Source organism: Arthrobacter sp. P4_H3 (assembly GCF_056400885.1).
Map to the genome: position 1 here is coordinate 423,368 of NZ_JBFUKK010000005.1, position 11,878 is coordinate 435,245.

At 66.3% G+C, this 11,878-nt stretch carries 10 protein-coding genes; 6 read left to right on the forward strand and 4 right to left on the reverse strand.

Annotated elements, in window-relative coordinates:
* Positions 1 to 7 precede the first annotated feature (7 nt).
* The 3 genes from AC1DRE_RS10120 to AC1DRE_RS10130 all read right to left on the reverse strand — a co-directional run bounded on the left by AC1DRE_RS10120 (position 8) and on the right by AC1DRE_RS10130 (position 2,670).
* The gene (locus AC1DRE_RS10120) at positions 8 to 358 is read right to left on the reverse strand and encodes a DUF3846 domain-containing protein (RefSeq protein WP_476984499.1); all 351 of its coding nucleotides are present in this window, start codon (positions 356 to 358) and stop codon (positions 8 to 10) included.
* A 109-nt stretch (positions 359 to 467) separates the two neighbouring features.
* A complete protein-coding gene (locus tag AC1DRE_RS10125) occupies positions 468 to 1,169 on the reverse strand; it encodes a GntR family transcriptional regulator (protein ID WP_476984500.1) in 702 nt (233 codons plus the stop codon).
* A 34-nt stretch (positions 1,170 to 1,203) separates the two neighbouring features.
* A complete protein-coding gene (locus tag AC1DRE_RS10130) occupies positions 1,204 to 2,670 on the reverse strand; it encodes a chlorohydrolase family protein (protein ID WP_476984501.1) in 1,467 nt (488 codons plus the stop codon).
* A 326-nt stretch (positions 2,671 to 2,996) separates the two neighbouring features.
* Between AC1DRE_RS10130 and AC1DRE_RS10135 the strand changes: the two genes are divergently transcribed.
* From AC1DRE_RS10135 to AC1DRE_RS10160, 6 genes are all read left to right on the forward strand, one after another.
* On the forward strand, positions 2,997 to 4,070 hold the full coding sequence (locus tag AC1DRE_RS10135) for an ABC transporter permease (RefSeq protein WP_476984502.1): 1,074 nt from the start codon (positions 2,997 to 2,999) through the stop codon (positions 4,068 to 4,070).
* Between the two features lie 73 nt (positions 4,071 to 4,143).
* Positions 4,144 to 5,868, forward strand: a complete 1,725-nt coding sequence (locus tag AC1DRE_RS10140) for an ABC transporter substrate-binding protein (RefSeq protein ID WP_476984503.1) — start codon at positions 4,144 to 4,146, stop codon at positions 5,866 to 5,868.
* 63 nt (positions 5,869 to 5,931) lie between these two features.
* Positions 5,932 to 6,933: an ABC transporter permease gene (locus AC1DRE_RS10145; protein WP_476984504.1), complete on the forward strand. Its 1,002-nt coding sequence runs from the start codon at positions 5,932 to 5,934 to the stop codon at positions 6,931 to 6,933.
* A complete protein-coding gene (locus tag AC1DRE_RS10150) occupies positions 6,930 to 7,985 on the forward strand; it encodes an ABC transporter ATP-binding protein (RefSeq protein ID WP_476984505.1) in 1,056 nt (351 codons plus the stop codon). Before AC1DRE_RS10145 ends, AC1DRE_RS10150 begins: the two co-directional genes overlap by 4 nt.
* Before the next feature lie 7 nt (positions 7,986 to 7,992).
* Positions 7,993 to 9,015: an ABC transporter ATP-binding protein gene (locus AC1DRE_RS10155; RefSeq protein WP_476984506.1), complete on the forward strand. Its 1,023-nt coding sequence runs from the start codon at positions 7,993 to 7,995 to the stop codon at positions 9,013 to 9,015.
* Positions 9,016 to 9,039: 24 nt separating this feature from the next.
* Entirely contained in the window at positions 9,040 to 10,272 is a 1,233-nt protein-coding gene (locus AC1DRE_RS10160) for an amidohydrolase family protein (RefSeq protein ID WP_476984507.1), read from the forward strand.
* Positions 10,273 to 10,319: 47 nt separating this feature from the next.
* On the opposite strand, the gene AC1DRE_RS10165 is transcribed toward AC1DRE_RS10160, so the two are convergent.
* Positions 10,320 to 11,642 carry an MFS transporter gene (locus AC1DRE_RS10165; RefSeq protein WP_476984508.1) on the reverse strand — a complete coding sequence of 441 codons (1,323 nt, stop codon included), beginning with the start codon at positions 11,640 to 11,642 and terminating at the stop codon, positions 10,320 to 10,322.
* Positions 11,643 to 11,878: the final 236 nt, after the last annotated feature.

The following is an 11,878-nucleotide window of genomic DNA, read 5'->3' on the forward strand; positions in this document are numbered from 1 at the left end:
CCTGCCCCTATGCCGCCAGCGGGGATCCGAACATTTCCGCGGCCCGCCGCAGCAGGTGTTCGGGGACGTCAGCTTCGCCGCCGGGACCGGTCCGGCCAAGGAAGACAGCTGTTCCGCGGGCCGCGTCCGAGAGGTCGAGCCCCGCCTCGTGGATGAGTTGGGCTGCCCGGATGTTCGGCGGCAGGTTCATGGAGTGGCCTTCGGCGTTGAGGTAAACATGCCAGTCGCCGCGGCTTACGGACTCCAGATGTCCCCCAACCAACTCCCGCAAGACATCCGGAGTGGCGTCGATGGCCACGGTTCGTAGGGCTTCGTCCAACCGGACCGGAATGACAAGTGCCGTACACGTAGTGCTCATTTTTTATCCTCAGTACTCATAACTGAGAGGTCCGTTAGTCTGTTCCCGCAAACAGCCAATTTGACCGGATCAGTAATGAAGTTTCACACCGCCGGCAACGGAGCCGGTGTCAGGGTTCCAGCGTCTGGGCCAGCCCTGCCAGGACGGGCTCGCGGCCAAGCTCGATGTGCGAGTACGCGAGTGAATACGCCAGATCCGCTTTGCCGGCAAGGATGGCATTGCACAGCTCCATGTGTTCGTCCCGCTGGAGTTCGTTGCTGCGGTTGTGCGCGAGGCCAAAGATCCAGCGCATCCGCCCAAACAGCGGTTTTACCGATTCAATGAGGAGGCGGCTGCCGGAAAGCCGGACGATTTCGGCGTGGAACTCTGCGCTGAGCCGCACGACGTCGTCCGTCCGCCCGCCGTCGATCGCGTCCCGGGTTTCGTCCAGCAACTCCTGAAGCAGGCGGCCGGACTCGCCCCCGGACACCCGTATGGCTGCCATCCGCGCAGCAAAAGTCTCCAGGCAGAGCCTGACGTCGAACAGCTCGTTGACGTCGGTGAGGGTCAGCCGGCGCACCACCGCGCCGCGGCGCGGGAACGTCTCCACGAAGCCGTCCTGCTGCAGTCGCTGGATGGCTTCCCGGACCGGAATCCGTGAAACGTCATAGACCTCGGAGAGTTCGCGTTCGCGCAGCCGCATGCCCTGCTCATATTTTCCGGCCACGATGCCTTCGAGGACCAGCTGGTAGACGTGCTCGGCCCGGGCTTCGTCGTCGCGGCCGTTCAGCGTTTCGGGCACAGGCTTGGCCACGTTCGCATTCCCCTCCATACAGGCACCTCCGGAGCCGGAGGCACGACCCCGCTCAGTGTTCCACCCGAGCATACACGGGCGGAAACAGCTCGGCCGTGCTCCTGCGTGACGCGTCCCGCAGCGTGTATGCGGCCTTCATTTTGTCGAAGAGTTCCTGCCCCCTGCGGCGCCAGTATCCGAGGTCGACGCCGTCAATCTCACCGTCCGCCATCAGGGTCCTCCCGGCAACCACGGACAGCACGGCCTGGCGGGCGGTTCCGTTCAGCAGGAGCGTTCGCAGCGGGTCATCCCTGACGCCGTCGCGGAAATCAGCGAGTGAAAAGGCCACCAGGTCCGCTTGGGCACCCGCTTCCAGCCGCCCCAGGTCCGGACGGCGGAGCGCACGGGCACCACCCAGCGTGGCGGCGTCGAAGTATCCGGCCACATCCCCTGCGCCCGTGTCCCCGGCCAGGAGCTTCGCCAGCTGGACCCCGGCATCCATACCCCGGATGAGGTCCGGCGGGAAGGAATCGGTACCGAGCGCAATGTTGATTCCCGCCTCCCGGTATGCCCCAAACGAGTCCAGGGTACTGCCGTAACGCATGGACGTGAGCGGGCAGTGGATGATGCTCACGCCCGAGTCCGCCAGCTTCGCCAACTCGCCCCGGTCCTCGCCGTGGACCGCGGGGTTGCGGTCCGTGTAGGTGGCGTGCGGAATAAGGAGCCGCTCGTTGAGCAGGCCGGCCTGTTCGATGAGCTCCAGCGGCGTCACTCCGTGAGCGTCTTGGATGATCCTGCGTTCCACCAGGCCCTGCAGGGAGTGCAGCCGGACCAGCACGTCGCGCTCCGCTGAAAGCTGTGCAGTGGCCTTCAGCAGATCGGATCCGAGGGTCTCGATCCTGCAGGGCAGAAGCACGCCCTGCACTAGAGGATCGGCCAGCCCGCGTGCAAAGTCGAGGAACCGCACGGCATCGGCGAACCCGGCCGCTCCCTCGCCGTCGTCGAACAGCACGGAGCGTTCGCCGTCCCCACGGAGCACGTTCACGCCCCCGCGGTACGCCGGGCCAAGGTACCCCCGCAGCCCCAGCCGCCGGCTGGTGCGGGCCATCCCCGCGATCTCGTCGAAGGTCTCCGCCCACCCGGAATGGACTTCAGAGGCAATGGGCATATACGTGGTGATGCCGTGCAGGACCAGCTGGATCAGGGCATACTCGCGGATCTGCTGGCGTTCCCCGGCCGTAAAAACATCGGCCCGGCGGTTGCGGAAGTAGTCCTCGGACCACTGGTAGCCGGCGGCAAGCTCCGGGCCGGCCCAGCTGTCCAGCAGCAGGTGGTCCACGTCCGCCAGTGCGTCGAGGTCAATCAGGCCGGGCATGAGGAGCGCCTCGCCCAGGTGACGTTCATCATCGACGAAACCCCGGTACTCCCGGCCGACGAACTCGATGGTGTCATCCCGATAGACCACGCAGGCGTCCTCCAGGAGAACGTGGCCGCCGTCTTCGTGGCCGAGGACGTGCCGGGCGGTAATTTTCGTGATCAACGGGACCCTTTCTCTGATGATGTCCAGCACAGTCTAAGCTTTGGTATTCCAAAAGCGGCATTTTGTCGCCGTTTTCAGTCAATTTGTCGCTCATCAGGCCGGAAAGGGCTGCCTCGGCAGTGGCCTGCGAATCATGCCGGGCTTCCGCGCACACCGCCTCAGGCGAGCAACGAGCACCTCCGATGCCTGCGAATCCGGGAGAAGTGTCCGGAACTCCAGAACATCCGCAAAGGCCTGTGATTTACATCGCATTCGAGTTGCCTTACTATTTTTTTGGTATACAAAAGTTCCGGAGCCTGCTCCACGGACCACGAAACGAGTCCCCGTTGACCCAGCTACAGTCCACCGCCGAAGCCGGCGCCGCGAGCCCTTCCCCCGCCAGCGACGGCACACCGGCCGGCCGGAATAGCGGACCGGCCCGGTCCGGGATGTCCGGTAACGTCGCCCCCACCGAGGCGCGGTCGCTGCTGGCCACCGCTTGGCTGCGGATCCGCCGGAGCAAGATTGCCCTCCTGAGCCTGTGCGCCGTGGTGGCCATCATGCTGTTCGCCCTCCTCGCCCCGGCGCTCAGCGCCCTGTCTGGCAACGACCCCTTCACCTCCAACACGAGCCCGGAAGTGCTGGACGATTTCCAGACTCCGGGCCTGCCGCTCCCTGGCTACATGTACCCGTCCGCGCAGCACTGGCTGGGTGTCGAACCCGGCCTGGGCCGCGACCTGTTCGCCAGGCTTGCCTATGGCGGACAGGTCTCCCTCACCATCGCCCTGTTGTCCACGGCTGTTTCCGTGGTCCTGGGAACGGTGCTCGGCGCTGCGGCCGGCTACTTCGGCGGCAAGACTGATGCCATCATCAGCCGCATCATGGACCTGTTCCTCGCATTTCCGCACCTGCTGCTGGTGCTCTCCCTGACGCCCATCCTGCAGTCCAGGCTCCGTGATACGCCGCTGGGCGAAGGCAGCTTCCTGCCCATGGCCTCGCTGGTGATCATCCTGGGCTTCTTCGGCTGGGCATACCTCGCCCGCATTGTCCGGGGCCAGGTTCTGAGCCTGCGGGAACGCGAATTCGTGGAAGCAGCACGGTCCTTTGGCGCCTCGCACATCAGTGTTCTTTTCCGCCAGATCATTCCCAACGTCATGGGCGTGGTCCTGGTCTACGCCACGATGCTGATCCCCACGAACATCTCCGCCGAAGCGGCGCTGTCCTTCCTCGGCGTCGGCGTCAAGGACCCCACGCCGTCCTGGGGCCAGATGCTCAACGCCGCCCAGTCCGGCAACTGGTACCTCAGTGACCCCTGGTTCCTTGCCGTTCCCGGAGCCATGCTCATCGTCACCGTCCTCGCGTTCAACCTGCTCGGCGACGCCGTCCGCGACGCCCTGGATCCCAAAGCCTCCCGGCACTGATCCCCCGCAGGCATCAGCCGGCCACATCCCAATCCCCGCACACCTCCGTTCACCCAACCTCAAGAGGAGCATCATGAAAACCCCCACGAGAGCACTGGCGCTTTCCGTGCTGATCGCCATGGCCGCCACGGGCTGCGGTGCAGGCCAAAGCCAGACCGGCGCCGCCAAGCCCGCCGAGTCGGTCACCGAACTGGCGCCCAACGTTGTCCAGGCCGGTTTCAGCAGCAAGGGCGGCAACATCAACGTCCTGATGTCCTCCGATTTCCAGACGCTGGACCCCGGCAACAGCAACTACGTCCAGACGGCCAATGTCGGCCAGCTGTACTACCGCACACTGACCATGGCCAAGGAAACCGCCGGGCAGCCGCCCACTGTTGTTCCGGACCTCGCGACGGACACCGGCAAGGTCTCCGCCGACGGACTCAGCTGGACCTTCACGCTGAAGGACGGCGTGAAATTCGAGGACGGCAGTCCCATCACCTCCGCCGACATCAAGTACGGGATCGAGCGCACCTTCGCGCAGGACGTCTACACTCAGGCGCCGCAGGAACTCAATGCAGCGCTCGACGCCGGCGGGTACAAGGGCCCCTACAAGGATCCTGCCGCTGTGCTCAAGGCTGTTGAAACCCCCGATGAGCGCACCGTGGTGTTCCACCTGAAGAAGCCGTTCGCTGAGTTCCCGGCGCTGGCCTCACGCTCCAACACGGCGCCGGTCCCCCAGGGCAAGGACAGCAAGCTGGATTACACCAACCACCCGGTGTCCTCGGGCCCGTACATGGTGGAGACGTACAACCGCGGCAAGTCCCTCAAACTCGTTCGAAACCCGCACTGGGATCCCGCCACGGACCCCAACCGCTCGGCATTGCCGGACACCTTCAGCTTCTCGCTGTCCACATCGCAGGCCACCATCAGCCAGCAGCTGTTGGCCGATTCGGACCCTAACGCCATCACCCTGGATTCCAACGGCGCCCTGCAGACCTCCGACTCGGCCAAGCTGGCCGATGCCAAGGTCAAGGACCGGGTGGCTTCCGGGCTGCTCGGCTGCAACGATGTCCTGAGCCTGAACACGCAGAAAATCGCCGACCCCGACGTCCGCAAGGCCATTGCGCTGGCCCTGGACCGCCAGTCCATCCTGGTGCAGTACGGCGGACGACGTTTCGGCGAACTCACCCAGAGCCCGCTGAATGCCAAGATGCGCGGCTATGTCGCAACGGACCTGGAACTCGACCCCAGCGGCAAACCCAAGCTGGAGGAAGCCAAGAAGCTCCTGGCAGGCAAGGACTACCCCAAGACGCTCACGTACGGCTACGCCAACAACCGCGATGCCTACAAGAACACGGGCACCGTGGTCCAGCAGAACCTGAAGGCCCTGGGCATCGACGTGGAACTCGTTCCGATTCCGGCGCCGAACTACTACTCGATGATGGCCAGCGAACAGCTCCCTGACCTGGGTCGCTCGGGCTGGTGCGGCGGCGCCGACCCGGCATCGGTGCGCACTTCAGCCGACCCCCTCCTGGGCCCGAACAACGACGGCACCAGCTACGGCTTCTCCAACACCTCCCGCTACTTCGATCCGCAGGTCTCCAAGGCCATGTTCGAGCTGCGCAGCACCGACGGCAGCTCCGAGGAACTCGGCAAGAAGTGGTCCGAGGCCTTCGGTACCGCCCTGAAGACGTACCCGATCATCCCGCTCATCCGCAGCCACACCAACAGCGTGGTCGGTTCCAACGTCCGCAATGCCCAGGTGGGCTACTTCTTCGGCGGCATCGACCTCTCAATCGTCGGCGTCGAGCACTAACCAGGCCTCGTCCAGAAGGAGAAGCGGGCCGCCCGGACCACCGGGCGGCCCGCAACCACCACAATGATCACTTTCATTCTTCGCCGGGCCGGATCGCTGGTCCTGCTGCTCACCGCGGTCAGCTTCATCACCTTCACGCTTTTCCAGCTTGGTCCCTCAGACCCTGCGGCGGCTGCCTGCGGGCAGGAATGCACGCCCGAGCGCGTGGCCGAGGCCAGGGTGGCCCTGGGCATGGACCAGCCGTTCCTGGTCCAATACGCGGACTACATGCGCGGGCTCTTCTCGTCGCGGACGATCGGGGCTCCCGGAGCCCAGTCCCTGTGTGAGTGGCCCTGCCTGGGCAAGTCCTTCCAGACCAACGAGAACGTCGCGGACATTATCGGCCGCTCGCTCCCCTACACCCTGTCCATGGCGGTTGGCGCCCTGGTACTGTGGACGGTTTCCGGCGTCGGGCTGGGGCTCCTCGCCGCGCTGCGCAAGGGATCCCCGACCGACAAGTTCATTGTGGGTGCGGCCTCCGTAGGTGTCTCGCTGCCCATCCCCGTCACCGGCCTGTTCCTGCTGCTGGTGTTCGTCAACCAGCTACATCTGCTTCCCTTCACCACCAACGAGATCAACAGTCCCTTCGGCCCCCAGGGACCCATGGCGTGGGTGGCCAACTACCTGTTGCCGTGGATCGCGTTGGCCGTCCTGTTCAGCGCTTCCTACATCCGCGTCACCCGGACCAACATGATCGAGACCTTCGGCGAGGACTTCATCCGGACCGCCCGCGCCAAAGGCCTGGCACCCCGGACAGTGACCTTCAAGCACGGCGTCCGGGCCGGAATCACGCCCGTGGTCACGATGCTCGGCATGGATATCGGCCTGCTGCTGGGCGGGGCCGTCCTCACCGAACAGATCTTCTCCGTCCCCGGCCTGGGCTTCACGGCCGTACGCGCCGCCATTTCCGGCGATCTGCCCGTGACCCTGGCCATCACCATGCTGGCGGCCTTCTTCGTCATTGTGGCGAACGTCGTTGTGGACCTCGCCTATGCCGCCATCGATCCCCGAGTGAGGCTCCAATGACCCAGCTGCACACCAATCCCCGCAGCGACCGCAGGACCCCGGGACCGGCGTCGGACGCTTTCCTTGAGGTCCGGGACCTGTCCGTAAAATTCCCCACCGACGATGGCGTGGTTTCCGCCGTGAACGGCATGGACTTCTCGCTGGAGCGCGGCAAAACGCTGGGCATCGTGGGCGAATCCGGGTCCGGCAAGTCCGTCACCAGCCAGGCGCTCATGGGCCTGCTCAAGGGCACCTCGGCACAGGTCACCGGCCATGCGCTGTTCCAGGGTAAAGACCTCGTCACGCTGCCTGAGTCCGCCATGCGCCGGCTCCGCGGCCGGAACATCGGGATGATCTTCCAGGATCCGCTCTCGGCCCTGCACCCGTTCTACACGGTGGGCCACCAGATCGCCGAGGCGTACCTGGTCCACAACAAGGCGACCAAAAAGCAGGCCCGTGCGGCCGCTGTCGACATGCTGGGCAGGGTGGGCATCCCCAGCCCCGAACAGCGCTACGACGAATACCCGCACCACTTCTCCGGTGGCATGCGCCAGCGCGCCATGATTGCGATGGCCCTGATCTGCGAGCCCGAACTGCTGATCGCCGACGAACCCACCACTGCCTTGGACGTGACCGTGCAGGCGCAGATCCTGGACCTCATGTCCGGGCTGCAGGACGAAACCAATTCGGCCCTCATCCTCATCACCCACGACCTCGGAGTGGTTGCCGAGGTCTGCGATTCCGTGCTGGTCATGTACGGCGGGCAGTGCGTCGAATCGGGGCCCGTGGACGGGATCTTCTACGACACCCGGCACCCCTACACCTTGGGCTTGCTCAATTCGATGCCCACCCTGAACAGCCCCGCGAGCCGGCTGACCCCCATTCCCGGCCAGCCGCCGTCGCTCCTGGACCTCCCCAAGGGCTGCATCTTCAGCGCCCGGTGCGACTACGCCGACCTCGCCGGGGACGGCGTGTGCGCCAGCCGGCGGCCGGACCTTGTGGTCGAGGACGGCCACGGCAAGCGCTGCCATTTGAGCGACCCCCAAATCCTCACCATCCGGAATTCGCGTTAGGACCGCCATGGAAAAGCAGGCAATTCTCCAGGTGGAGAACCTCCGGAAGCACTTCCCGTTGAAGAGCGGAATCCTGCCGGGTGCGGCAAAGCACTCCGTCAAGGCCGTCAACGGCGTGTCGTTCAGTTTGGCGCGCGGCCAGACACTGGGCCTCGTGGGTGAGTCGGGATGCGGCAAGTCGACCACCGGCCGCATGGTGGCCCGGCTGCTGGATCCCACCGGCGGGCGGATCGTCGTCGACGGCGTGGACATCAGCCAGCTGCGCGGCCGGGACCTCTATAACTTCCGGCGGAAGGTCCAGATGATCTTCCAGGACCCTTTCGCCTCACTCAACCCCCGGCAGACGGTGGGCACGGCCATCGCCGCGCCCATGGTCGCCCAGAAGATTAATCCTCCTGGCGGCCTCAAGAACCGGGTCAAGGAATTGCTGGACCAGGTGGGGCTCAAGCCGGAGCACTACAACCGCTTCCCGCATGAGTTCTCCGGCGGCCAGCGGCAGCGCGTGGGCATCGCACGGGCCATTTCGCTGAATCCGTCCGTGATCGTGTGCGACGAGCCCGTGTCCGCCCTCGACGTCTCCGTGCAGGCGCAGGTGGTGAACCTGCTCCAGGAGATCCAGCGGGACACCGGAGTCTCCTACATCTTCATTGCCCACGACCTTTCCGTAGTCCGGCACATCTCGCATGAAGTGGCAGTGATGTACCTAGGCAAGATCGTGGAGCAGGGCCCGCGCGACGAGCTGTTCCGAAACCCCGCCCACCCCTACACCAGGGCGCTCCTCTCGGCCGTGCCACTGCCGGATCCCCGCGCCGCACGCCGGCAGGTGAAGATCCGGCTCCGCGGTGACCTGCCCTCGCCGGCCAGCCCGCCCAGCGGCTGCGTCTTCCGTACCCGCTGCCCGCTGATCGGCACCTTGCCGGAAGAACAGCAGCAGCGCTGCATCAGCGAAATCCCCGCACCGGCCCGCCCGGCCGCCCCTGCCTGCCACCACGCAGGACTGGCAGCCGCGGCCCCGGCCGGTGTGCAATAGACCCATCAGCAAAGGAGCACCACATTGAAGACCCTGATCCGCGCCGTCCGCCCGTGGGGGCAAGCACTCAGCGACGTGACTATCACCGTAGGTGAGGGCACAGGTGGCCAGATCACCGGCGTCGAGCCCCATGACCCTGCCCGCGCCGTTCCCGGCGACGTGATGGTAGTGGAAGGCCGGAACCGGCTCTTGGTGCCGTCCTTCTCCGACGTCCACGTGCACCTGGATTCGACCAGGATCGGCCTGCCGTTCCGGGAACACACCGGCGGTCCGGGCGTGTGGGCCATGATGATGAACGACAGGAAGAACTGGCGCCAGGCCGAGGTTCCGTTGCAGGAACGGGTGAACGACACCCTGGGCCGGATGATCGCGCGAGGCACCACCCGCGTGCGCTCGTACGCCCAGGTGGACGTCGACTGCCGGCTGGAGCGTTTCGAGGCGGTGGCCACCGCCAAGGAGCAGTTCAAGGACCAGGCCGACGTCGAGATCATCGCCTTCCCGCAGGCCGGCCTGCTCCTTGAGGAAGGCACCGTGCCGCTCATGGAGGAAGCCCTTAAGGCCGGCGCCAACGTCATGGGCGGCATTGATCCGTGCAGCCTGGACCGCGATCCGGCGAAGCACCTGGACATTGTCTTCGGCCTCGCGGAGAAGTACCAGGTCCCCATCGACATCCACCTCCACGAGCCCGGCGAGCTGGGTGTCTTCAGTACGGACCTGGTGCTGGAAAGGACACGCGCCCTGGGCATGCAGGGCAAGGTGACCATGTCCCACGCCTACCAGCTAGGCAGCGTCAACGAGGCCACCACCCGCAGGCTGATCGATGCCTTCGCGGAGCTGGACGTCTCCCTGGCGTCCGTGGCTCCGGCCGCGTCCGGACAACTGCCCATCCCGCTGTTGGCGGAGGCCGGCGTGCGGCTGGGCCTGGGCGAGGACGGCCAGCGCGACTACTGGTCGCCGTACGGCAACGCGGACATGCTCGACCGGACGTGGCAGCTTGCCTTCACGCATGGCTTCCGCCGGGACGAGCTCATCGAGCATGCCCTGGCGATCGCCACTGTCGGCGGCGCCAGTGTCCTGGACCCGTCGGCGACGCGGCTCAAGGGCACGGCGCACCGCCCCGGCCTCGAGGCCGGCGATCCGGCCGAACTCCTGCTGCTCGACGGCGAGACGGTGGCCTCCGCGGTCATGGACCGCGGCACCGACCGGACGGTCCTCCACCGGGGGAAGGTTGTGGCGGAGGGGCTCCGGCTCCTCTAAGCCGAACCCGGACAACAAAGTAGCCGGTCCCTCCGCGGAGGGACCGGCTACTTTTCCGTGCGTGGCGGTCCGGGTAAGCCCACGACGTCGGCCGGCTCGCCCAGTCGCTCCGGATTGGCCGCACCGGCCGTCACCAGCGGCCCGCGGACGGCCAAATAGCCGGCGACGGCCAGGAGCACCGCCGCGGCGGAAAGCACCCAGAAAGGAACTTCCCAACCGCCCGACCACTCGTGCAGGAACCCTGCGCCGAGGGGCCCCAGAGAGGCGAGCGCGAACCCCAGCCCCTGGCTCATGGCGGAGAGCCCGCCGGCACTCCGGGGACCCGCGGACCGCAGCACGATCAGGGCCATTCCCAAGCCGAAGCCCGCGCTCTGCACGATCCCCAGGAGCCCGACCATCAGGAACTGCAGCTCCGCCGGAGCCATCAGCACTCCCAGCAGCGCCGCCGCCACCAGCATCCCCAAGGCCGGCGCCATGAGCCTGAGGACCGCCGGGCGGGCTGCCAGCACGGGCGCGAGCAGGCTTGCCGGAAGCCCGGCCACGCTGAACCATGCCAGCAGCCCCGCCCCGGCATCGGACCCCAGGCCCCGGGACACCAGGTACACGGACAGCCACGAGGTACCGGCGAAGTACAGCATGGCCTGCAGCCCGAAGAAGGCTGTCACCGCCCAGGCCGTCCGCTGCCTCCGCAACGGCACGCCGGACGACAACGGCTTTCCGGAGGACCACGGCATCCCGGTGGTTGCCTGCGGCGTTCCCCGCCCGGCGGCTGCCGGCTTCGCTGCCCCCGAGCCGGGGCGGCCGATCAGGACGGCGGCCAGAAGCGCCGGCACGGCCCAGAACGCCAGGGCGCCGGACAGGCTTCCGCCAAGGGCGTCCTGCAATGGCTGGACCAGTCCGGCCCCGAGCGCCGCACCGAGCCCAAATCCCATGGTGCACAGCCCCGTCCACCATCCGCCGCCGCGGTTCGCCTTGACGATCTGCGGTACCAGCACGCTCGCCGCCATGATCGAAGCGCCCGCAAGGAATGTTCCGGGAAGGAGCATCCCCGGCACCAACACCCGGATGACCAAGGCCGCGGCCAGCACCAGAAGTGCTGCTGCCACTGCCCGGCCCGCCCCGAGCTTTCCGGCCAGCCAGGGGCCGCAGGGGGCCGAGATGCCGAAGGCGAGAACCGGCAATGCCCCCAGGACCGGCAGCAGCCGGGCTTCAACCCCAAAGGCTTCCTGGAACCGCCCCATCACACCGGCGACGGTGGTGACGGCAGGCCGCAGGTTGATCGAAACAAGGACGAGCGCAGCCAGCACCCACACGGCGACGGTCCCATCGCTGCTCTTGTTAGCGCTCTTCGGCGGACGTGCTGCCTCCACTGATTACCTCCTCGGACTCTATTTTGGTATACCAAATAAGAATACGGCGAGAATGGCCGAAGTGAAACTTCCCGCAAGATGGTGGAGGATGCGTCTGCGTCCGTCGTGATGGAATACCAACAAGACTGAGCGGGATTCCCGTCGGCGGCTTTCCGCGGCGTCCGATATGACTCGTTCCGTAACATTGTTTACCCGCCGGTAAAGGCGTAGGTGCCGTGACTAGCCAAGAGGGGGCA